We start from the raw sequence: 23,357 nt of genomic DNA on the forward strand, positions 1-23,357 counted from the left end.
GGGATGCTCATGGCCGACGTACAGCTCGAGGCTGTGCGGCTCACCAAGCGGTTCGGGGACCGTACGGCGATCGACGGGTTGAGCTTCAGGGCACGACAGGGCGAGGTCGTAGGACTGCTCGGCCCGAACGGCTCGGGTAAGACGACGACGATCAGACTGCTCACCACGGTGCTGGCACCGACGAGCGGGGAATTCTCGGTGGCTGGTGTGCCATTCACCCGGCCAATCGAGATTCGACGGCGAATCGGTGTGCTGCCGGAAAGCTCGGGCTATCCGGGACACCAGACCGGCGAGGAATACCTGCGCTACCACGCCCGGCTTTTCGGCCACCCCCGTGCGGACGCCATTCGGGTCGCCGGGCGGTTGCTGGCGGAGGTGGGCCTGGCCGAACGCGCCTCGTCCCGGATCTCGACGTACAGCCGAGGCATGCGGCAGCGCCTTGGTATCGCACGGGCGCTGGTCAACGACCCCGCTGTCGTCTTCCTCGACGAGCCGACGCTCGGGCTCGACCCGGCCGGGCAGCGTCAGGTGCTGGCGATCATCCGCAAGATCGCGGTGGGCAGCGGAGCCACCGTCATCCTCAGCACCCATACCCTTCCGGAGGTCGAGGAGATCTGCACGAGCGTGCTGATCCTCCACAAGGGAAAGATCCTCGTCTCCGGCAGCTTCGGCGAGGTCACGCGCGCCGTCACCACCCAGCAGCACGCGCAGATGCGCGTACCCATCGAGCTTGTCGGTCGGGCCCGGGAAGCGCTCGCGGGCGTTGCCGGCCTGACGATAGAGCCCGCGGACGAACGTCCCGACATCCTCAGGATGTCCTTGAACGAGGGGCCGGGCGCCCGGCAGGGCGGCACGGATACGGGGATGAACGGACCACTGCGGGCGGTGCTGAGCGCCGACGTGCCCGTCCTTTCCTTCGAGGTCGAAGGCGCCCGGCTCAGCGCTGCGTTCCTCGCGGTGACCAGGGAGAGCGTCCAATGACGGCAGGTCTTCATGGGCGGGTCCGGAGCGCCGAACCCGGCGTGGACGCGGTGCGCCGCGACACCCCGGGGTGGTGGGTGGTCGCCGAACAGGAGTGCCGCGATCTGTGGGTGAGCGGGCGGGGCCCGGCGTTGGTCTTCGCGTTCAGCGTCGTCCTGAGCGTCATGACCTACCTTGCCGGTACCAGCCAGGTGCTCAACTTCCTCGAGCAACGGGAAGCGGTGAACCTCACCCTGCAGGTCGCAGTTGCGGTCGGCGTCCTCGTCACGCTCGTCGTCAGCGCCGACGCGATCAGCGGGGAGCGGGAGCGAGGCACGCTGGAGAGTCTGCTGCTCGCGCCCGTCTCCCGCCGCCCCATCATCATCGGAAAGACGGCCGCCGCCCTGTCGCTCTGGCTCGCGACCTTCGTCGTGAGCGTGCCGTATCTGTGGGTGCTCGGACGCGGCGTGTCCATCGTGGGGCAGGCGCTGCTGCTGGGCCTGCTCGTCGGCACGCTGCTGGCGGTCGCGCTCGCCGCACTCGGTCTGCTGATCAGCGCCGTGTCGAGTTCCAACAAGGTCAGCCTCGCGGTGAGCCTGTTCCTGCTGTTGGCGCTCTTCGCGCCGACACAGTTGCCCGGCGGCGCGCCGAAGGGCTGGTTCGGCGATCTCCTCGTCCGGCTCAACCCGGTCGACGCGGCGCTGCATTACCTGACCGCGGTGCTCGTCAACGGGCACGCCTGGACGCGGGACCTGTCGTACCTGGTCTCTCCGCTACTCACGGCTGCACTGGCCGGCGGAGTCCTGGTCGCCGCCGGCACCCGGATGGTCCGCCTGCACGGAGGGGTGAGCGGAGAATGAGGACAGGGCTAGCGCTCGCCGGGCTGCTGCTGGCGCTGGCGGTTCCCGCCGGCCGCTCCGCGTCGGCGGCAGCCGCTCCGCCGCCGCTGCCCGGCGCCGTCGAGATCGCAGTGGACCAGAACCGGCTCAACGCCGTGGTGGGCGAGCGGTTGACGCTCGAGTCCCGCGTCGTCAACTCAGGTGACGCACCGACGGACCGGCTGGTGGCCCACCTCAACGTGGCGAGCCTGGACGGGGTCTACGTCGACCTTGAGGACTGGTCGGCCGACGTGACCCGGGAGGTGCCACCGGTGGCGCCGAGCAGCAGCACATCGCTGACCTGGGAGTTCCAGGCGGTCAACACCGGCAGCTTCGACGTCTACCTGGTACTCATGCCCAACGGCGGCTCCACCGCGGGCACCGGTCCGCTGGTGGTGAGCCAGCCGGTGCACGTGACGGTGGCCGGAAAGCGGACCCTGACCGCAGCGGGCTCCCTGCCCGTCGCCGTCGTCGTTCCGATCGTGCTCGGTCTGGTGGCCGCAGCCGCCAGATACCGCATTCGGCGTCCGGCTTGACAGGAGGAAGCCGCCCTTTCTGCCGAACTGGCCGGATCGCGGTGAGCCCCCAGGCCGTCGCCCGGACAGTCCTCCTAACCGGCGTGGAAGCGGACGTGGTGCCGAAGTAGCTCGACCGGGCCGCTACTGTGTCGCTACTCCCGTCAGGTAACCGACAGTGCTGATGCGATCGCTCCGTCGCTAGTCTGTGGGCACTTCGATGGTGAACGGCCGTGCGCGCCAGCGTTCACCTCGGCCGGTTCGGTGGGGGGAGGGTGGCGATGTCGCGACCCATCATGCGGGCACTCCTGGTCGGAGCACTTGTCGCCGGGGTGGTGGCACCGGTGCATGCCGCGCCGGCGGCGGCGGCCACGCTGCCGTCCGGCTTCCAGGAACAGATCGTGTTCAGCGGGCTGAACGCGCCGACCGACCTGGAGTTTGCTCCCGACGGGCGCATATTCGTGGCCGAAAAGGGCGGTCGCATCAAGGTCTTCGACAACCTGGCCGACACCAGCCCCACCGTGTTCGCGGACCTGTCGACGAACGTGCACGACCAGTGGGATCGGGGCCTCCTTGGCTTGGCGCTGCCGCCGAACTTCCCGACCAGCCCCTGGGTTTACGTTCTCTACACATACGACGCCCCGCCCGGGCAGGTCGCGCCACGGTGGAACGATGTCTGTCCGGACCCGAGCAACGGGCTGTGCGTAGTCACCGGCAGGCTCTCCAAGCTGCAGGCCTCGGGCGACGTGATGACCGGCACGGAGCAGGTGCTCATCCACGACTGGTGCCAGCAGTACCCGAGCCACTCCATCGGCGATCTGGAGTTCGGCGCGGACGGCATGCTCTACGCCACCGGTGGCGACGGCGCGAGCTTCAGCGCCGTCGACTACGGAAACCTGCCATCGGGCAACCCGACCAACCCGTGCTCCGACCCGCCGAACGAGGGCGGGGCACTACGATCACAGGACCTCCGCACCACCGCCGACGAGACACAACTCGATGGGTCGCTGCTGCGGCTGGATCCGACCACCGGCGCGGCTGCCCCGGGCAACCCGAACATCGGATCGCCGGATCCGGATACCCGACGCATTGTTGCAACCGGCCTGCGCAACCCATTCCGGCTCACCTTGCGTCCCGGCACGAACGAGGCGTGGATCTCCGACACCGGGTGGAACACATGGGAGGAAGTGGACCGGGTAGTTGACCCGACCGCTGGGGTGGCCAACTTCGGCTGGCCGTGCTACGAGGGAAACCTACGGCAGGACGGCTACGACGGTGCCAATCTCAGCGTCTGCGAGACGCTGTACAGCGCCGGCCCGAGCGCGCACACACTCCCCTTCGTCGCATGGAACCACCCCAACAAGCTCATCCCGGGCGAGGCCTGCCCGACCGGGAGCTCCTCGTCGACCGGGGTGGCGTTCTACCCGACCACCGGTGGCCCGTACCCGGCCGCGTACAACGGGGCGCTCTTCTTCGCCGACTACTCGCGCGACTGCATCTGGGCGTCGCTCCCGACGACGCCCGGGGGGCTGCCGAGCGCGTCCAACCTCGTCACGTTCGCGTCCAGCGCGGCCAGCCCGGTCGACCTCGAGCTCGGGCCCGGCAACGAGCTGTACTACGTGGACCTGAACGGCACGATCCGGCGGATCCGCTACTTCCCGGGCAACCAGCCGCCGACCGCGGTCATCGACGCGTCGCCCACGCAGGGCCCGGTGCCGATGACGGTCAACTTCAGCGCCACCAGCTCCACGGATCCCGATCCGGCGGACCAGGGCAGGCTGACCTACGCCTGGGACTTCACGAACGACGGGACTACCGACTCGACGGCCCCCACCACGTCGTTCACTTACACGACGGCCGGCAACTTCACCGCGAGGCTGACCATCACGGACTCGCTGGGGGCCACAGACAGCGAGACGGTCATCATCTCACCTGGAAACCAGGCGCCGACCGCGGTGATCGACACACCCACCGCCGGCACGACCTGGCGGGTGGGAAACACCATAGGCTTCACCGGCCATGCGACCGACCCGCAGCAAGGGACGCTGCCCGCCTCGGCGCTGAGTTGGCAACTGCGCCTTCAGCACTGCTCCGACACCGGCAGCTGCCACACGCACGTCCTACAGAACTGGACCGGCGTGGCCAGCGGCTCGTTCGTCACGCCGGACCACGAATATCCGTCCTACCTTGAGCTCGAACTCGTCGCGACCGACCAGGACAACCTCTCGCACAGAGTCGTGCGCCGGCTGGACCCGCAGACGGTGAGCCTCACGTTCGCCACGAACCCGTCCGGCCTTCAGCTGGTCGTCGGCTCGACCACCGGGACCACGCCGTTCACCCGCACCGTCATCCAGGGCTCGACCAACTCGGTGTCGGCGCTGTCGCCGCAGAGCGTGGGCGGCCGCACCTACAACTACACGAGCTGGTCCGACGGTGGCGCGCAGTCGCACGTCATCACCGCGCCCACGGCGGCAACCACATACACCGCCAGCTACGCCCAGGACTCGGCGTGCGTCGACTCGTTCGGGTACACGTGCACGGTGAGCTCCGGCGCCTTCACACCCGCGGATCAGACGGTGTTGTCGCTGACGGGAGACGATCAATATCAGCAGATCACGCTGCCATTCCCGGTGCCGTTCTACGGCGGCTCCTACTCGACGGCGTGGGTCGACACCAACGGCGTGATCACGTTCACGACACCCAACGGGTCGGCATGGAACCATGGCGCCATCCCGTCGCCGCCGGCCGCGAACAAGCCGAATCTCGCCGCGTACCCGCTCTGGGACGACCTCGTCGTGGACAGTTCCGCAAGCGTTCGCACGGCGGTGACCGGGACCGCGCCGAACCGCAGGTTCATCGTGGAGTGGCGCAACGTCAGGTTCTGGGCGAACTCGTCTGCTCGAGTCACCTTCGAGTCGATCTTCGAGGAGGGAACAGGGATCATCTCGTTCGCCTACTCCGGCATCGACGCGTCCCCGCTGGAGCAGGGCGGCGAGGCGACGGTCGGCATCGAGAACGCAGACGGGTCGGTTGCCCTCGCATACTCCTACAACCAGCCGCGCCTGCGCAGCGGCGACGTGGTCCAGTTCGTGCCGCCGGACGCGCCGCCGCCACCACCGCCGCCCGCGCCCGCCGTCGTCGCCGGCACCGTGACGAGCAGCTCCGGGGGTACGCCAATCGCCGGCGCGACGGTTACCGTCTCGGGTACGTCGCTGAGCACGACTACAGCCACCAACGGCACGTACTCGTTCCCGGACGTGCCACCGGGCTCCCACACGGTCAACGCACAGAAGATCGGCTTCCTGCCCGGCTCGACCACGGTGACGGCTGTCAGCGGCACCACCGTCACCGCCAATATCGCCCTGACGCCGGCCCCGCCATGCTCGGATTCGTTCGGGTACACCTGCACCGCCGGCCCGACGGCCTGGACCCCGGCGGATCAGACCGTGCTGACCTTGACCGGCGATGACGCCTACCAGCAGATCAGCCTGCCATTCGGGGTCACGCTCTACGGCACGACATACACGACGGCGTGGGTCGACACCAACGGCGTGCTCAGCTTCATCCAGCCGTCAAGCTCGGCGTGGGACCACGGCGCGATCCCGTCGGGTCCGGCCGCGAACAGGGCCAACGGGGCGGTATATCCGTTCTGGGGCGACCTCCTCGTCGACGCCTCCGCGAGCGTGCGGACGTCGCTGACCGGCACCGCGCCGAACCGCAAGTTCATCGTGGAGTGGCGCAACGTCCGGTTCTATGCGGACAGCACGTCGCGCGTCTCGTTCGAGGTGGTGCTGTCGGAGAACAGCGACGTGACGGTCGCCTGGCAGGACATCGGCACGACCGCTCTGGAGCAGGGTGGCTCGGCCACCGTTGGGATCGAGAACGCGCAGGGCACGACCGCATTGCAGTACTCGTTGAATCAACCGGTCCTGCGGAACGGTATGGGTGTGCTGTTCCACCCGCCCACGCCGTAGGTGCCTTGACCCGCGAGATCGCTGTCGTCCCCTGGCCGCTCAGCGAGCTACCAACGTCGGAGCCGGCTGCGCCGCAATGCCGGTCGCGGTGCACGCGGCGGCAGCGGTCGCGGTGACGCTGCTCGCCTTGCTGCATCATGTCGATCTGGCACCACCACCGAAACGGCATCGGAACCCTGAACACTCGGTGGAGCCGGGCGTCCCGTCCACGGCACGGCCGTGGACGGGACGCCCGCGGCGACTGTCAGGTCACAGCCGGACCTCACTGAATCTCGCCACCGCGCCGCCCGTGCGCTCGTAGTACTCGACAACGACGGTGTGCTGGCCGGCATCGACTGTGACATCGGCGGTGTACGTGGTCGGCGGGTGGTCGCTCCACCCGTCGATGATCAGATTGCCGTCGAGCCGAAGCCGGATACCGTCGTCGCCCGTGACAGTGAAACGGTAGGTCCCGGCCTCGAAGTCGGTGGTCCGCGCCCACCGAGCAGAAAAGCCGTTGTCCGGAAGGGCTGGATCCGGCGAACCGGAGCCCCAGTCGAAGTCGACCTGATCGTCGTTGCGCGTGACGATCGGCGTGCCGTCGAGCGTCGCGTTGGCGAAGTACTCGGCCGCGAATGGTACGACGGGTGGCGGCGGCCCATTGGTCGGCACGTAGCCGAACCGGGCAACGGCTGAACCCGCGGATTCGAAGTACTCCAGCACGATCTGGTGGGTGCCCTCTCCGAGTTGACGGGTGACTGTGTAGGTGTTTCCGCCCTGGATCGTCCACTTGTCGAGCACCTTTACACCGTCGACGAAAAGGCGGACACCGTCGTCCGAGGTGACGGTGAAGGCGTAGGACCCGGCGGCTAGCTGCGCAGACTTGGTCCACCTCGCCGAGAAGTGATCCACCGGGATGCCATCGCCCGGCGATCCCCCGCCCCAGTCGAAGTCCACGGCGCTGTCCTGGCGCGTCAGCGCTGGTACCCCCGAGAGGTCCTGGTTGGCGAAGTATTCGGCGGAGTAGCCGTCGTCGGCCGGTACGACCTCGCCGATCCGCTCGTAGTCGACCATGGCGCGGGCACCGCTGGCGTGTTCGAAGTACTCGACGCGGATGACATGCGGCCCGCCGAGAACGACCTTGTCCACGCTGAAGGTCGCGTTCTGCAGCTGCCACTTGTCGACCACCGGCACGTTGTCGACGAAAACCCGGATCCCGTCGTCGGCGGCGCCCGTGAACCGGTATACGCCGGCGGAGAGCACGTCCGTCCGTGTCCACCGCACAACGAAATGATCGGCCGAGATCTGGAGCGCGGGTGAGCCGTCCGACCACTCGAACTCGAGTGTGGGGTCACTACGAACCAGATCCGGCGGGCCGGTGGGTATGCCCGGCGACGTACCACCGTCCGGGGTGTTCCAGTACTCACCCTGATAGGCAGGCGACTCCGGAAGGTCGCCGACCTGGCTGTAGGCCAGCCGGGCGACCGCGCCTCCGCCGTTCTCGTAGTACTCCATGAGGATCGTGTGCGGGCCGCCGTCCAGCGGTAGGTGTACGGAGTAGCTCGTCGGGGGCTGGTCCACCCACTCGTCGATGACCCGCACGCCGTCGATCGTGAGCCGTTCGCCGTCGTCGGCCGTGGCGGTGAACTCGTACTCGCCCGGCGCCAGGCTCATCGTCCTCGTCCAGCGGGCCACGAACCGGTCTACCGAGATGTCGGGCGCCGGCGAGCCGGAGCCCCAGTCATGGTCGATCGCCGGCTCGTCGCGCGCGACGGTTGGCGGACCACCCGGGATGGCGTTGATTCCGGGCGGCGCGTTCCAGTACTCGGCGTGGAACGACTCGTCTGGTTGGTCGGCGGTGCTGTCCCAGGTCAGCGTCGCGAGGGCGTCGCCGCCACCCTCGAAGTACTCCATCTTGATGGCGTGGTTCCCCTCGCCGAGATCGGTTACGTAGGTGTACTCGGTGGACGGGTGACCTTGCCATTGGTCGATCACACGCCTGTTGTCGATGTACAGCCGGACGCCGTCATCCGTCACCGTGGTGAACTTGTAGCGGCCGGCGCCGAACCACTGCGTCTTGGTCCAGCGGACCCCGAATCCGTTGTCCGGCACCGCCGGGTCCGGTGAACCGGCGGCCCAGTTGAAGTCGATTTTCGGGTCTTGTCTGGTCAGGATCGGGGTCCCGGAGAGGCTGGTGTTGTCGAAGTAGGCGCCGGTGAACGCCAGCGACGGCCGGTACGTCGCGGTGTAGGTCGTATCGGTTTCCGGCGTGGTGATGATGTGTCGGATGCTGCGGCCGTCAGACCAGCCCGCGAACTGGAGAACCGTACCGTCGGCCGCGATCGCGGTGGTGGGCGCCGCAAGTTCACGTTTGAAGCCCACAACCCCGTCGACCGCATGGGGTGTGCTCACCGGAACGCTGTCGAGCGTCAACCCCAACCCCGGCGGCGAGGTTGCGAGGGTGATGTGCGACTTGCGGGGAAAGATATTGGCCCTCTTCGTGGCGGTCAAACCGTTCCCGTCGGTCGCGGTCACCGTGATCTCGTACGAGGTGTCGGCAGAGGCCTCGCCGGTCGTCGGGATGGTGAAGGACCCGGCCCGGCCGGTCAGCGGCCCCAGGAATGGGTGGTAGTGGGTCCCGTGGTGCAGCCGAACCTCGGTCTTGATGTTGGCGTCGTTGAGGTCGAAGCCCGCGGCGTCGCTGGCGAATGCGTTGTACGTGATCGTGTCGCCCGCACGGTAGAGCATGCCCTCCGTGGGCGCGGCGACGGTCAGAGTCGGGGGTATGCCCACCTGGATCACAATCGGCTGTGCTTGTGTCTGGTCCGTCCCGCCGGACACCGTGAGACGGACGGTGTAGACACCCTTGTCCGGGTAGTTCTTTGTCGGGTTCGCCTCGCTGCTGGTCGTTCCGTCGCCGAAGTTCCACAGATAGGTGAGCGGATCTCCGTCCGGGTCATTGCTTCCCGCGCTCGAGAAATGGACGGTCAGCGGATCCACCCCCCTCGTGACATCCGCACTGGCGTTCGCGACGGGCACATGCGAGGTGGTGTGGTAGGAGACGCGGTAGAGCGCGCCGGGGTAGATGGTGAGGTAGTACAGCGAGCCGTCCGGGGCGACCTTCATATCGACGACACTGCCCGCCTGGGTGTCGAAGTCGTGGATCGCGGTGATGTTGCCGTTCCCGTCGAGTTGACCCCGCTTGATGAACCCGGTCGCGTAGTCGCCGAAGAAGAGATTCCCTTGGTACTCAGGCGGGAACATCGCACCGCGATAGACCGGTCCGCCGGTGACCGCCGCGCTCTGCCCGTTGTGGTTGTAGGCATAGATGGGATCGACGAAGCCCGCGCAGTTGGCACTACATGCGCCTTCGTTTACCGGCCAGCCGTAGTTGCCGCCCTTGACGATGTGGTTGACCTCTTCCCAGGTGAAGTCACCGACGTCGCCGCCGTAGAGCTCCCCGGTGACGCTGTCGAACTGGAAGCGCCAAGGGTTACGGAAGCCGTACGCCCAGATCGCGCCGAGTTTCCCAGGCTGTCCGTAGAACGGGTTGTCGGCCGGAATCGAGCCGTCCTTGTTGATCCGCAGGATCTTGCCGTGCGGGTTACCCAGATCCTGTGAATTAGCCCCGTTACCGTTGTCACCGATCGCGAGATAGAGCTTTCCGTCTGGACCGAATGCGACGCTACCGCCGACATGCAGAAGCTGCGACGGCGACTGCGTCTGGAAGAGCGGGTACGGACCGTCGGCGCCAACGTCGTCGGAGGCGTTGAAACGCACAAGATGATTCAGCAGATCGTGCCCAGTGTAATAGAAGTAGACATAGTGGTTGCCAACCCCGAAATCGGGATCGAACGCGATTCCGATCAAGCCGCGGTCGCCGGTCGCCTCAGACGGCAAATCGGCAAAGGGCTGCGGCAGGAGCTGCCCGTTCTTGATGATTTTGATTTTCCCGGTGCGCTCGAGGACGAAGATTCGACCGTCCGGCGCGATTTCGAATCCCGAGGGGCCGTCGAGACCGTCGCCGACCACCAACGAGGTCTGGAAATCCGCCGGTGGTGCGGCCGCGCTCGGCGCCGCAGGCAGCATGGCCATCATCGCCACCGATGGGATCGCGACTAACGCGGCCACCTTCAGAAACAACGTCTGCTTGAAGGTGGACGCGAAGGCGGCGCTCACCGGACCAGCCACTCGTCAGCGGACTGACCACCGGCACAGATATTGCGGATAGCGGAAGGCTGACTCGTGAGGGGGTTACGGTTATGCATTCTAAGTGTTCCTCCCATCCGGCAGACATCGACCGACGCACCTGCTCCGCGAGGGGACGACCGAACAACCGCGGCTCGCCCGCTCGTGCTTCTGAGACCACTCCGGTCGGTGATTCGGCTTATCGTGGACGCGGTGATCGTCAGTCCCACCGTCTGGACGGACCATCGGTAGACCGGGCCGACCGACTGTCCGCAAATCGACACGGACGGCGACCGCGGCCGCGGATGACGGTTAGCCGACTGATCGCTTGGTGGCACCGCGTGGCGGCGGTAAGTTCGGCGTCCTATGAGAGCGTTCCTTGCCGTCTCGGTCGCCCCACACGCAGCCGCGCGGCTGCGGCGTCCGGTGGACGCGGCGCTCTCCTGCCTTGCCGACGACGACACGATCGTCGAACGCGTGGACGCGGCCGCCGACGGATGGGTGGCGTTCGCCGGCAGCGATGACCACGACCTGCTCGGCGAGCGCGGCGGCCCCTTCACAGTCCGGTTGAGCCGTCTGCTGCGTACGCATGACGACGACCTGTCCACCGCCGACCTGGCGGCCATGATCGACGACGGCTCAGGGCTCGCGACACTGCTGCCTCCGTTCGCGGCCGCACACCGCGACGTGGCGGGAGGGGCGGTGACCGTCGCCGGCGACTGGCTCGGCTTCCGGCAGCTCTACTGGTGGCGTGGCGACGGAGCGGCCGCGTTGTCGACCAGCGCCCGGGCGCTGGCGGTGTTGGCGGGCGGCGGGTTCGACCGGGTCGGGCTGGGCGCTCAGGCCCTGATCGGCTGGCAGGTCGGGGACCGGACGATTTTCGCAGGCGTCCGCGCGGTCCCGCCGGCGACGATCGCAACCCTGGCGGGCGGTTCGCTCCAGCTGCGCCAGTACGCCGAGCCGCTCGCTCAGGATGGACCCGCGCCCGCGCTGGACGACGCTGTCGAGGAGATGGCGAACATCCTGGCCCGCTGGCAGGCGAGCTACCTGGAGGCACATCCGGACATCGTTCTGCAGCTCACCGGCGGCCACGACTCGCGGATACTGCTGGGTGCGATCCCCGAGAAGCTGCGTGTCGGGCTGCGCGCGCTCACGCTCGGCGAGGAGAACAGCCCCGATGTGGTGATCGCGGCCAAGCTCTCCGAGCGGTACGGCATGCGCCACCAGGTGTACCGCTTCCACGAGCACGAATCGCCCAGCCCGGTGGAGGCGCACGTGCGGTCGCTGGCTGCGGCACGGGCACTGGAGTGCCTGGCGAGCCCGCTGGCACTGGCTCCGTTGCTCCTGGCCGAGGCCCACCTCGAACAGGGATACCGCCTGTCCGGGCTTGGCGGCGAGGTCGCGCGGGGCTTCTACTATGCCGGACAGCCCGCCGGCGCGCAGACCTCGCAACGCCTGGTTGAGCGGCTGGCCCGCTGGCGGCTGTTCAGCAATGAGGCCGTCGAGGCGGCGGCACTGGAACGGACCTTCCTCGATGAGGCTCGTGAGTACACGCTCGCGACCCTTAACGACCTGTTCGCGCCGGGCGACTGGCTGCGTGCGACCGACCAGTTCTATCTGTACCACCGGATGCACCGCTGGGCTGCGGTGCATGGCTCGGTCGCCGCCGTACGCCGCCACACCGTCAATCCGATGTTCGATCGGCGGTTCATCGAGCTTGCGCTGGCCGTGGCGCCAGCTGCCAAGCGGGACTCGCTGCTGCTCGGACGACTGATGAGCCGGCTCGACCAGGAGCTGGCCCGGATCCCGCTCGACTCGGGGCTCGTGCCGGCTCGACTCGGCCACCGCAGCGTCGCGACGCGCCTGGCGGTTGGCACCGCCACCGCCCGCAAGGCTGCCGGCAAGGTACGCCAACGGCTGACCCACGCCGGGAAGCCACAACTGGGTGCGGCTCGCATGTCCGAGCTCGTGCTGGCGTATTGGCGGGCACAGCCGTCTGCCTGCCGCGCGCTGTACGACCTTCCTGTGCTCGATCGGAAATGGCTGGACGGTCTGCTGGCCGGCACGCAATCGGGCGCAGCGACCACCGTGGCCTTCCTGGTCAACCTGCTGGCCGCGATCCAACCGCCAGCGGATTGAGGCGGTCGCGCCGGGACGCCGCGGCCGGTCAGCCGGCTGGGCCGCTGGCCCCGGACACCCCGCGCCGGGCACCCAGCCTGGCCGCTCCGGCGAGCCGGCGTGCCCGATGGGACATCGTGAGCTGCTGACGACCGACGTACCAGCGGAGGACGGCCTTCCGTGCCCGCCGCCGTTGATCCGGGTCGAGGTCGGCCTGGCGTACCCAGCGCAACAGTTCGCAGCCCTGCAGCATGGTCGCCGCGCGGGCTGTCCAGGCCGGTACGCCGAGCCGGCGGGCGAGGACCGGGCGGCTCTCGTCGCGCCAGCCGCGCCGACCCAGCACCTCATGCACGTGCCCCCACGGCCCGGCTAGAGCGAGCTTCGCGGCGAAGATCTGATCCTCACGGAGCATGTTGCGGCGCGGAATCGACATGATCGCCTCGCGGCGCATCAGGCCGTACAACGGGTCGATCAGCAGGTGGCTGTCATTGAGCAGGCGGAGCATCTCGGTGAAGCGCTCGATCGGGTCGTCGGAGGCTAGCGCGCGCCCCCGGTAGTCTGCGGTCTCGGTCACCCCGTCGTCGCCGACGTAGGCCATTCCCATCGTGACGAGGATCAGCCGCTGGTCGGCGGCGAGAACCTCGAGACTCTGGGAAAGACAGTTCGGCGCAAGCCAGTCGTCATCGCCCACCCACCGAATGAACGTGCCCCGGGCCAGCCGCATCGCCGCGATGAAGTTGTTGAGAAGACCGATGTTCTCCGGCTGGCGGTGGTACGCAATCCTCCTGTCCGCTGCCGCGAGCGCCCGGCAGACATCCTCGGTGCCATCACTCGACGCGTTATCGGAAATGATCAGCTCGAGGTCGGCGTGATCCTGGGCGAGGATCGACTGGACCACCGGCTCCAGGCGTGATGCGCCGTTGCGCACCGGCAGGCAGATGGACACGAGTACATCAGTCGACGGCATGGGCTTCCTCTCGTCTGATCAAGCGGAGCCACCGGCGGAACTCTGTCGGTGGCACCGCCAGAGCGCCGTACCGCAAATGCCCCGCGGTACCCGCGACACATAGCTGTGCCACCGGGTGGAGGCCCGCGGCATGTGCCGCCAAGAGCCCGGTCCCGCCCGACGCGACACCAGTGAACACCCTGGCCAGGTCGAGCACGACCGGCCCCAGGCGCACGCCTACGCGGTGTATCGCGACCACGGTCACCGGCACGGAACGGCCGCAGGTTCGAGGATCACCCGCCGGAACGGCGGTGACAAGCTGGCATTTGTGCCGCTCCCTGTCCGATTTCTGTCAGTGCCGGTGGCGCGGCTCAGCCGAGGAACTACCGGGTCGTGCATGTCCTGCGCCTGCTCCCCGGCGGGGCCGCGTGTACACCTGCGACGGCCCGGCGCGTCCGGGCTCGTGGCTCCAGGCGGGTACCGGCCTGCGTCCCGATCTCCAGGCCGCGTGGCTTGCCGGCGTCCTTAACCGACACTCGCCGCTGCCGATCCGCGCGCACGCTTGCCGGCCGCGCCGTCAAGCGGATCCGTGGGTGAGACGTGAACCCGCGCGATGCTGGCGGGCAAGGGCGTGGGGGCCCTCACCCGCTGGCGCACCTCCCGCGCAGCGGTAATGGCGCTGATCAGGCCGCCGCGCCGAGAACGGGCCTCGCGTGAGGGTCCGACCGCTCGTGCCGTGGACGGGCTAGGCTGTGGGTCGGCGTCCACCCCGCCCATTACGGATCAGCCGCGAGTGGCAAGGGCAGGGAAGGAGCGAGATGCCCGCCGTACCCCCGCCGCACCGTTTCCGGACGCATCGCGAGCAGGCCGAGCCAGTGGCAAGGGCGCGACCGCGCAAGCTGCTTCGCGAACTGCGCCGGCCTCGAGCCTGGGGGCTCGCCGGGCTCGCACTGGTACTGGTCTTCTCCACTGCAAAGGTGGCGTCCGGGCTTGGGCCGTCCAGCCGTGAAGACGCGCGTAGCACCGCGTTGTCCACTCCGACATTGACGGCGCTCCCCTCCGCGTCGGCGAGGACGGCGCCGTCGGCATCGACACCGCCGCCGCGACGGTCGACATCACCTTCGCCGCGATCGGCCGCCAACCCGCGCCACAGTCTCAAGGCGGGCAAGAACTCCCGGGCAGGCTGTGCACTGCCCAAATATCCATCGCCCGATTGCACCGGCGTGCCAGCGGGGACCAGACTGGCAACGCTGAGGCTCAACCTGGACAACGACTCCTATGCGGTCTATGAAGCGGGAGCGGTGATCGACCGCAAGCACATTCCCGGCAACCTGTTGATCAGGGCGCCTAACGTCACGGTGAAAGATAGCCAGATCGATGGCACGGTGTTCAACGACTACAACGGCCGGCTGCACCCGTTCACCATTGTCGACTCAACGATCGGTCCCGCCACCGGTTGCATTACAGCGCCCGGGCTGGCCTACGCCAACTACACCGCCAAGAGAGTTCGGATCCGCGGGCACGACGACGGCTTCCGGGTTGCCACTCCCGGCAATGTCCGAATTGAGGACTCGTACGCAAAACTGTGCTGGAACCCGCCCGAGCTGGCACCCCCAGACGGCTCACACTCTGGCGGCATACAGGCCGACTGCCGTGCCGGCGAATGCGTGGGCATCTGGTTCAATCACAACACAATCGACAATCGGGGACCTAACGGCAACTCCGGCATAACGATGATGAGCTTCGACGGCAATCCGGTAAGAAATGTTATCAGCAACGACAACCTCGTGATGGGCGGCGGCTACTCGATCATATATTGGTGGACCACCGGGCCAAACTTTGAGCTCCACAATAACCGGGTCGTAGAGGGGACATACGTGTATGCACCGGCCGACGCGAACGGCACGTGTGCCCATCAGAACTGGTCGGGCAATACTCTCGTGACCATCGACGCCCGCTACAACGTCACCTCAACGGTTGGCCCACTGCCATGTATTCAATAGGCAGGGGTCACTGCACTAAAGATAGGCCCGCTCTGGGGTTGCCGAGCGGACCGGCGTGCAGCGCCAGCCGCGTACCGTGCGCAGGCGTGCGCTAATGCCAGAGGTGGGTGACAGATACCCGACGAACCGGGGACCTCGGCGGGCCCGGGCCAGTAGGTTTCGGGCGTCCGCCGCTGCCGCTCCTGGGGGGTTTGATGACCGCGGCGATCTGCCGACTCTGCGACGCGGAACTCACCGAGACGTTTGTGGACCTCGGTATGTCGCCGCTGTGCGAAAGCTATCTGGCCGCCGAGCAGCTGGATCTGCCGGAGACGTTCTACCCACTACACGTGCGGATCTGCTCGTCGTGCCTTCTGGTGCAGCTGCCCGCGTACGTGCCTGGCGAGGACATCTTTTCCGACTACGCGTACTTCTCCTCGTACTCCGACTCCTGGGTGGCCCACGCCAGGCGGTATGCCGACGAGATGACCCAGCGTTTGCGCCTCGGCCCGGACTCTCTGGTGGCCGAGGTGGCCAGCAACGACGGCTACCTGCTGCAGCACTTCGTCGCCATGGGGATCGCGGTGGTCGGGGTCGAGCCGGCGGCCAACGTGGCCCAAGTGGCGCGGGACAAGGGCGTGCGCACCGAGGTGTGCTTCCTCGGTGCGGGGACGGGCGCCGAGGTGGCCGGACGCTACGGCCGCGCCGACCTGGTCGCGGCGAACAACGTGTACGCCCACGTGCCGGACATCCGCGACTTCACCGCGGGACTGGCGGCGCTCGTCAAGCCGACCGGCGTGCTGACCTTGGAGTTCCCGCACCTGCTGCGGCTGATCGAGCGTAACCAGTACGACACCATTTACCACGAGCACTACCAGTACCTGTCGCTGCTGACCGCGTCCCGGGCGCTGGCCAGCGGTGGGCTGACCGTGGTTGACGTGGACCAACTCGACACGCACGGCGGTTCCTTGCGGGTGCACGCGCGGCACGCCTCGGCCGCAGGCGAACCGTCGGCAAACGTCAAGACGGCGCTGGCCGCCGAAGAGGAGGCCGGTCTCCATACCGTGGAGGGGCACGCGGGGTTCGCCGAGGCGGTTTTCCGGATCAAGCGGGACCTGGTGTCGTTCCTGCTCGCCGCGCGGGGCGAGGGGAAGACGGTGGTCGGCTACGGCGCGCCGGGGAAGGGCAACACGTTGCTCAACCACTGCGGCATCCGGTCAGACCTGCTTGCGTACACCGTGGACAGGAGTCCGTACAAGCAGGGCCGTTTCCTGCCGGGCACGCACATCCCGATTCACCACCCGGACCGGATCGCCGCCGACCGGCCGGACTACATACTGGTCCTGCCCTGGAACCTGCGCACCGAGATCTCCGCGCAGCTCAATTACATCCGCGAATGGGGCGGCCGCCTGGTCTTCCCGATCCCATCGATTGAACTGGTGTGACGTGAAGGTCGTACTTTTCTGCGGCGGACTCGGCATGCGCATGCGCGAGGGGATGACCAGTGTTCCCAAGCCGATGAACATGATTGGTGATCGGCCGCTGCTCTGGCACGTGATGCGCTACTACGCGCACTTCGGCCATACGGACTTCATTCTCTGCCTCGGCTACGGCGCCAACGCAGTGAAGGACTACTTCGTGCACTACGACGAGACGCAGTCCAACGACTTCACGCTGGTCGCCGGCGGCCGCAACATCGAGATGCACAGCACCGACATCACGGACTGGAACATCACCTTCATCGACACCGGCCTGCGTTCCTCCATCGGAGAGCGGCTGATGCGGGTGCGGCACCTCGTCGAGCACGAGGAGATGTTCCTCGCCAACTACGCGGACACGCTCACCGACGCACCGCTGGAGGAGCTCGTCGATCGCTTCCGCGCCACACCCGCGGCGGTCGCCAGCATGCTCGCGGTGCCGCCGGTCTCTACGCACCACGTCGTCGATGTGGGCGAGGACGGGGTCGTCAGCGGGGTGCGCGAGGTCCGCAACCTGATGCAGTACGAGAATGGCGGCTACTTCGCCATGCGCCCCGGCATCTTCGAGGTGCTGCGCGAGGGCGAGGACATGGTGCCGGACGCGTTCGCACGCCTGGTCCCTGAGCGGCGGCTGCTCGCCCAGCAATACCACGGTTTCTGGCGGGCCGCGGACACCTTCAAGGACCGCGTCGAGCTGGAGGACATGTTCCACCGTGGGCAGTGCCCGTGGATGGTGTGGGACCCACTGCGCAACGGCGGCAGAGTACTCGCCGAGCCGGCGCTCACCGCGCTGGCCGGGTAGCGGCGATGCGCGAACTGTCGCTCGCCGCCGTACGCTCGATGATCCTGCTGGGTGCGCACCCGGACGACATCGAGATCGCCGCCGGTGGCCTGCTGTTGTCGGTGGCGGCCGCCAACCCGGGGGTACGGGTGCACTACATTCTGTGTACCGGCACCCCGGAGCGCCAGGCCGAGGCCCGCGCCGCGGCGGCGGCGTTCCTGCCTGGGGCACATCTGTCATTCGCGCTGCACACGCTCCCCGATGGTCGCCTGCCGGCGCACTGGGGCGAAGTCAAGGATCTCCTGCACGAGGCGGCCGACGTGCTGACCCCCGATCTGGTCGCCTGTCCTGCGGTGAACGACGCGCACCAGGACCACCGGTTGCTCGCCGAACAGGTGCCGACGGTCTTCCGCGACCAGCTCGTGCTGCACTACGAAATCCCCAAGTGGGACGGAGATCTCGCCCGGCGCAATGTGTACCTGCCGCTGCCCGACGAGACCGCGCTGCGCAAGGTCGAGCTGCTGCACGCTTCGTACCCGTCGCAGAAGGCCCGCGACTGGTGGGACGATGAGGTCTTCCTGGGCCTGGCGCGGCTGCGCGGCATGGAGTGCCGCTCGCGGTACGCCGAGGCGTTCGACTGCACGAAGGCGGTCCTGCGGCTACCGTAGCGCGCGGGGCCCTCCGGACGTGCGGCCCTGGCGGCCCCGTCAGGCGATCAGCAGCTCCGCGGTCACCCCAAGGTCGCGCAGGCTCGCGCCGATCTCGTCGCGGTACGACGGGTTCGTGATGATGACTGCCTCGGGCCGCAGCCGCGCCAGTCCCTCCGGCGACTCCACCTGGTGCGCGGTGACCGGCAGGTATCGGCCCCACTTACGCGGGTTGACGTCGACCACGGCGGCCAGCCGGCGCTGGGGGTCGGCGAAGGTGAGGAACTGCACGCCCCGAGAGCCGGCCCCCCACAGCACCGGCCGCGCCCCACGGCCGGCCAGGTCTGCGATCCGGCCCTGCCAGGCTGCCCGCTCCGCCGCGTGCCGCTGCGCGAACCCGGCGACCGCAGTCAGCTGACGGTCGCGCTCGGCTTTGCCGGGCAACGGCCCGGTGCCGCGCCGCGGCTCGTCGCCAGCGTTGGCCGAGACCTCGATGAACCTGAACATGCCGCCGAAGAAGGTACCGGTGTCCTCCACCCGCCAACCCGCCCGCTCGGCGACGCGGACCAGCGAGTGTGCGTCGAAGTACGACACGTGCGGGTAGATGACCTCCCAACCCGCGGTCGAGAGGTCGTAGCAGGCGTCGGGTACCTCCAGGTAGCCGTAGACCGATCGGGTGCCGGCGCGCCGCCGCAGGTCAACCAGGAAGTCGTACGGGTCGTCAAGGTGCTCGAACCAGTGGCGCGAGGTGAACATGTCGAAGTCCGGCAGGCCCTCACAGCGCGGCGCATGTCCGCTGTGGAAAACCGCGCCCGAACCGTCAGGACCGACCGGTCCGGCGTACATCGCGTCGTAGCCGCTCCCGGTGCAACCTGCCGTGTGGCAGAGCTCGCGGAGGAAGTCACCCTGCCCGCAGCCGACGTCCAGGATCCTTCGGCCACCCAGCTGGTATCGCTCGGCGAGGTGCTTGACGAGCTCGGCGGAGAACGCCTGGAAGGCCGGTGAATGGTGCAGGTTGGTGTCCATGGTGGTGTCGTAGACCATGACGGCCGGGTCGAACGCCACGTTCCGCACGTACGCGCAGGACGGGCAGGAGGCGAGCACCATCCGGCCGACCGGACTGGCCCCCGCCTCCTCCGGATCCGCCCAGTGCACGCCGCAGAGCACCGGGATGTCTCCGAGGTCCGCGAACGGTACCAGGGTGGCCTCCCCGCACGCGTCGCAGACGCGGCCGGGCAGACCGGGGGCCGGCACGGCGGCAACTGTCGCCACTGGTCCTCCTGATCTCTTGTGTTTCATGTGCTGGTGTGTCTCAGGTGTCGGCGAGGCGGGCGACGATGGGGGCGGCCGCCGTAAGGTCGCCGCCGAACTGAATGTAGTCCAAGCCGAGCTGCTCCCGGCGGCGCTGCAAGGTCTCGACACAGTGTCCGACGCTGCCGTGCAGTACCGCGGGTGAGTCGGCCAGCACGGCGGGGTCGGTCACGTCGGCCGCCAGGCTGGACGTCCACGGCCGTGCGCCCGGCACGTCGGTTACCCGGAGCGACAGGATGCTCATCTGGTACCGAAGCCGTGCCGGATCGCGGCCCGCGGCGCGGGCCGCCGCCCGTACCGTGGACAGCTTCGCGGCCACCCGTTCCTCGGTGAGGTCGAGCAGCGCAGAGCCCGTCCTGATACCGCGCATGCTGGCGTTGATCCCGGCAATGTCCGCCATGGCGCCCGCCAGCTCCAGCACCCGGCGGCTGCCACCCCCGATAAGGATCGGGGGGTGCGGCACCTGCACCGGCTTGGGCAGCCCGTCGAGGTCGGTTATTTGATAATGCTTGCCGTGATAGGTCAGCGGGCGGGGGCCGAACAGGCCCTTGATGACCTCGACCGACTCGGCCAGCCGCTCGACCCGCACGCCTGGCGGGTCGAGCGGAATGCCCGCAGCCTCGTAGTCGCTGGGCATCCAGCCGGCTCCGAGACCCACCTCCACCCGACCGCCGGAGAGTACGTCGAGGGTGGCCAGCGCCTTGTGCAGCAGGGCCGGGTGGCGGTAGTCGTTGGCCAGCACCAGGCTCAGCACGCGCAGCGCGCTGGTTGCGTCGATGGCCGCGGTCATGGTCACCAGGGCCTCCATGACCCAGCCCCGGGTCAGGTGCTCCGAGATGGTGACGGACGAGAAGCCGAGGTCCTCGATGCGGCGCAGCTCGGCCTGCCAGGCCCGCACCGAATGGCCCAGCCGGGGCATGGCCGCGCTGAACCGGAACGGGTTCGGCCCGTTCCCCTGACTACTTGCTGACCGCATGCGCCTCCTTCCGCCGGATCGCCAGCACCCAGCCGCGCAGGTCCGAGCGGGGCACCGCGGTCGCCAGGTAGACCAGCAGGCCTGCGGTACCCGCGGTGGTGAGCTGGACGAACGGGTTCGATCCGACCACCAGATGCAGCAGCAGCGCCACCGTCGCGGCCAGGGCACCGCCAAGCAGGGGGCGCACCAGCAGCGGCGCGATCGGAGCCAGGTCCACCCCGCTGCGTCGCAGCGCCACCACGATCAACGGCAGGGCGACCAACAGCCCGACGACGGCCTGCGCTATCGCCGCGCCGCGCCCGCCGTCGAACCTGGTGCCCAGCCACAGCGCGGGGATGACGGCGGTGGCCCAGCCGAGGTTGACCAACAGCGTCGAGCGGGTCGCGCCGGTGCTCATCAAGATGTCCATGCCGATTCCGTAGAGCATCCGCACCACCATGAGGATCATCAGGAAGCGCAGCGGCTGCGCGGCGGCCAGCCACTTCGTGCCGTAGAGGAACGAGATGGTCGGCTCGGCGAGCACCGCGATCAGCACCGCGATCGGAATCAGCCCGATCACCAGCAGCGGAACTGTGCGCTGCACGCCCCTGGACAGGGCAGCATCGTTCTCCTCGGACAGCCGGGCAAATCCGGGCAGCGACACGTACCGGACAGCGCTGCCGATCAGGCCGGGCGCCCAGCTGGAGATGCTGAAGGCGAGCAGGTAGAAGCCGAGGACGGTGGCACCCATCGCCCGCCCGATGATCACCTTGTCGGCCTGCTCCAGTACCGACTCAACTCCGAGGCTCACGGTGAGCGGGATGCCGTAGGCCAGGAGCTTGCGGGCGACCCGCACGTCGATCCCGACCCGCAGCGGCAGCCGGGCCCAGAAGAACACCAGCACCCCAGTGGCCAGCGAGCTGGCGAGTTGCCCACCGGCGAGGCTCATCGGCCCGGCGCCGGCCAGGGACATCGTGATCGCCACCGCCGCGTTCGCCACGATGCCGGCCAGATTCGCCTGGACGTACTTGTTCTGCTGGAAGGTGCGCAACAAATAGGCGCTGCGCACCGCGGTGAACCCGTCGACCAGGATGGTTGCGGTGAACAGCCGGATGACCGGGGTCGCCTCCGGTACCCCCGACAGGTGCGCGAACGACGGCGCGGCAAACCAGAATCCGAGGTACACCAGGAGGCTGAAGCCGCCGGCGATGGTGGTCGCGGTGGCAGCCATCTCCTCCAACCGGCCGCGCCAATGGATCGTGGCCGGAATGAGCCCGACGTCGTTGATGTGGAGGACAAGCTGCGTAGCGGCCAGCGCCACGGCGTAGACGCCGAAGTCGTTGGGCACAAGGAGGCGAGCGAGCACCAGCGCGGTGGCGAACGAGCCGACCTTGGTCGCCGCGTTGCCGAGCAGTCCCCAGCCAAGCCCGCGGCCGGCCTTGCGCCCAATCGACTCGGTCTGTTCCACGGCGATATCGGTCACGCGGATTCCTCGCTCCGGCTTCGCACGTCACATCCGCGTCGACTCTACGCAGGTCCGGAGGCCCGACACGGAGTCTGACAGGTTTCTTACATGGCGCCCGCGCCACCGTCCCTGGACAATGGACGCCGGCCGGTGGGCCCGGGTTCTCCCGGCGCGACGTGCGGCGGCCGGGTGGGGTCGCCGGCAAGGGAGCTCGGAGCGCCGACTGACGCCAAGGGAGCGATGATCGCGGACGGGAAGCCTCTGCCGGTAAGGGTGTGGCAGCGGGCGATGACCGGCGTGCTGGCGTGCATCCTGCTGCTCCTCGCGGTGTACCTGTTGGCCGTGTGGACGCCCGCCGGTCAGCGCTTCGAGGACGCGGTGCTCAGCGCGGCCGAGCGGTCGGCGCGCGAAGCGGACGCGGCGCGGGCCACCGGTACCCTCAACACGATCTCGGGACCGTTCCTCCTCGGCGCGCTGGTGGTGGTCCCGGCGATCGGGCTGCTGCGCCGCCGGCCGTTCCTCGGGTCGCTGGCTGCCGGGGTGGTCGTCGCTTCCGTGCTGACCACCGAGGTGCTCCAGCGGTCGGTACTGCGGCCCGTGCTTCTCGAGTCCGGCCAGCGCCGCGAGGATCAGAGCTTCCCCAGCGGACACACGTCGGTGGCAATGTCCGTGCTGTGCGCGCTCGCGCTGGTCACGCCGTACCGGTTCCGCGGCGCGGTGGTGTTCCTCGCCTCCCTCGGCGCGACCAGCGTCGAGGTCGCCACGGTCACGGCGAGCTGGCACCGGCCCAGCGATACGATCGGCAGCGACCTGATTGTGGTGATCTACACCTGTGTCGCAGTCGCCGTGCTGGCCCGACAGGGTCGGGTGAGCGAGGCGACGTTGCGCACGACCGGTGGACGGGCGACCCGAGCTTTCCTCGCTGGCGGCTACGCCGGCGTGGCGGTGGTGGCCTTCGGGGTGGCGGTGGTCGCCACGGCGGTCCCCGGGCAGTTGTCCGGCGACGGCTGGGCGGCCGACGGGTCGGTGCTCACCGCTGGGCGGGCGCTCGCCCTGTCCGGCAGCGCCGCCGTCCCCCTGGCGCTGCTGGCGCTGCTGCACCGCATCGAGCTCGCAGCGCCGCGACGGGGTCCCGCCCGAGTTGGGGAGTCGAATTTGTGAGCGCCGACACGCCGGCGTC

At 68.4% G+C, this 23,357-nt stretch carries 15 protein-coding genes; 10 read left to right on the forward strand and 5 right to left on the reverse strand.

What is annotated here, in order from left to right; genetic code table 11:
* Positions 1-3: 3 nt before the first annotated feature.
* The 4 genes from GA0070624_RS24225 (at position 4) to GA0070624_RS24240 (ending at position 6,327) form a co-directional block, all read left to right on the forward strand.
* Positions 4-981 (forward strand): ABC transporter ATP-binding protein, encoded by a 978-nt coding sequence (locus GA0070624_RS24225; protein ID WP_218105279.1) that lies wholly within the window; start codon positions 4-6, stop codon positions 979-981.
* Entirely contained in the window at positions 978-1,820 is an 843-nt protein-coding gene (locus GA0070624_RS24230; protein ID WP_091344939.1) for an ABC transporter permease, read from the forward strand. Before GA0070624_RS24225 ends, GA0070624_RS24230 begins: the two co-directional genes overlap by 4 nt.
* Positions 1,817-2,374, forward strand: a complete 558-nt coding sequence (locus tag GA0070624_RS24235) for a hypothetical protein (RefSeq protein ID WP_091344941.1) — start codon at positions 1,817-1,819, stop codon at positions 2,372-2,374. The genes GA0070624_RS24230 and GA0070624_RS24235 overlap by 4 nt, the downstream gene beginning before the upstream one ends.
* 260 nt (positions 2,375-2,634) lie before the next feature.
* Positions 2,635-6,327: a PQQ-dependent sugar dehydrogenase gene (locus GA0070624_RS24240; protein WP_176731848.1), complete on the forward strand. Its 3,693-nt coding sequence runs from the start codon at positions 2,635-2,637 to the stop codon at positions 6,325-6,327.
* A 249-nt stretch (positions 6,328-6,576) separates the two neighbouring features.
* On the opposite strand, the gene GA0070624_RS24245 is transcribed toward GA0070624_RS24240, so the two are convergent.
* Complete coding sequence (locus GA0070624_RS24245) at positions 6,577-10,485, reverse strand: PA14 domain-containing protein (protein WP_091344957.1); 3,909 nt, start codon at positions 10,483-10,485, stop codon at positions 6,577-6,579.
* A gap of 435 nt (positions 10,486-10,920) precedes the next feature.
* On the opposite strand from GA0070624_RS24245, the gene GA0070624_RS24250 reads away from it, so the two are divergent.
* The gene (locus GA0070624_RS24250; RefSeq protein WP_176731849.1) at positions 10,921-12,633 is read left to right on the forward strand and encodes an asparagine synthase-related protein; all 1,713 of its coding nucleotides are present in this window, start codon (positions 10,921-10,923) and stop codon (positions 12,631-12,633) included.
* A 28-nt stretch (positions 12,634-12,661) separates the two neighbouring features.
* Here the strand turns inward: GA0070624_RS24250 and GA0070624_RS24255 are convergent, their stop codons facing one another.
* Entirely contained in the window at positions 12,662-13,579 is a 918-nt protein-coding gene (locus GA0070624_RS24255) for a glycosyltransferase family 2 protein (protein ID WP_091344961.1), read from the reverse strand.
* Between the two features lie 797 nt (positions 13,580-14,376).
* Between GA0070624_RS24255 and GA0070624_RS34255 the strand changes: the two genes are divergently transcribed.
* The 4 genes from GA0070624_RS34255 (at position 14,377) to GA0070624_RS24275 (ending at position 18,467) form a co-directional block, all read left to right on the forward strand.
* Positions 14,377-15,561: a hypothetical protein gene (locus tag GA0070624_RS34255; protein ID WP_141715153.1), complete on the forward strand. Its 1,185-nt coding sequence runs from the start codon at positions 14,377-14,379 to the stop codon at positions 15,559-15,561.
* A 194-nt stretch (positions 15,562-15,755) separates the two neighbouring features.
* Positions 15,756-16,985 carry a class I SAM-dependent methyltransferase gene (locus GA0070624_RS24265; RefSeq protein ID WP_091344964.1) on the forward strand — a complete coding sequence of 410 codons (1,230 nt, stop codon included), beginning with the start codon at positions 15,756-15,758 and terminating at the stop codon, positions 16,983-16,985.
* Position 16,986: 1 nt separating this feature from the next.
* Positions 16,987-17,820, forward strand: a complete 834-nt coding sequence (locus tag GA0070624_RS24270) for a glycosyltransferase family protein (RefSeq protein WP_091344967.1) — start codon at positions 16,987-16,989, stop codon at positions 17,818-17,820.
* 5 nt (positions 17,821-17,825) lie between these two features.
* Positions 17,826-18,467, forward strand: coding sequence for a PIG-L deacetylase family protein (locus tag GA0070624_RS24275; RefSeq protein ID WP_091344969.1), 642 nt, complete (start codon positions 17,826-17,828; stop codon positions 18,465-18,467).
* Between the two features lie 39 nt (positions 18,468-18,506).
* On the opposite strand, the gene GA0070624_RS24280 is transcribed toward GA0070624_RS24275, so the two are convergent.
* From GA0070624_RS24280 to GA0070624_RS24290, 3 genes are read right to left on the reverse strand one after another with little or no spacing between them, the layout of a single operon-like run.
* The gene (locus GA0070624_RS24280; protein ID WP_176731850.1) at positions 18,507-19,718 is read right to left on the reverse strand and encodes a class I SAM-dependent methyltransferase; all 1,212 of its coding nucleotides are present in this window, start codon (positions 19,716-19,718) and stop codon (positions 18,507-18,509) included.
* A gap of 40 nt (positions 19,719-19,758) precedes the next feature.
* Positions 19,759-20,733 carry a TIGR03621 family F420-dependent LLM class oxidoreductase gene (locus tag GA0070624_RS24285; protein WP_091344972.1) on the reverse strand — a complete coding sequence of 325 codons (975 nt, stop codon included), beginning with the start codon at positions 20,731-20,733 and terminating at the stop codon, positions 19,759-19,761.
* Positions 20,717-22,195 carry an oligosaccharide flippase family protein gene (locus GA0070624_RS24290; RefSeq protein ID WP_245718957.1) on the reverse strand — a complete coding sequence of 493 codons (1,479 nt, stop codon included), beginning with the start codon at positions 22,193-22,195 and terminating at the stop codon, positions 20,717-20,719. The genes GA0070624_RS24285 and GA0070624_RS24290 overlap by 17 nt, the downstream gene beginning before the upstream one ends.
* A gap of 222 nt (positions 22,196-22,417) precedes the next feature.
* On the opposite strand from GA0070624_RS24290, the gene GA0070624_RS24295 reads away from it, so the two are divergent.
* Positions 22,418-23,338: a phosphatase PAP2 family protein gene (locus GA0070624_RS24295; RefSeq protein ID WP_176731851.1), complete on the forward strand. Its 921-nt coding sequence runs from the start codon at positions 22,418-22,420 to the stop codon at positions 23,336-23,338.
* The last annotated feature ends 19 nt before the right edge of the window (positions 23,339-23,357 follow it).

Source organism: Micromonospora rhizosphaerae, assembly GCF_900091465.1.
GTDB lineage: Bacteria > Actinomycetota > Actinomycetes > Mycobacteriales > Micromonosporaceae > Micromonospora > Micromonospora rhizosphaerae.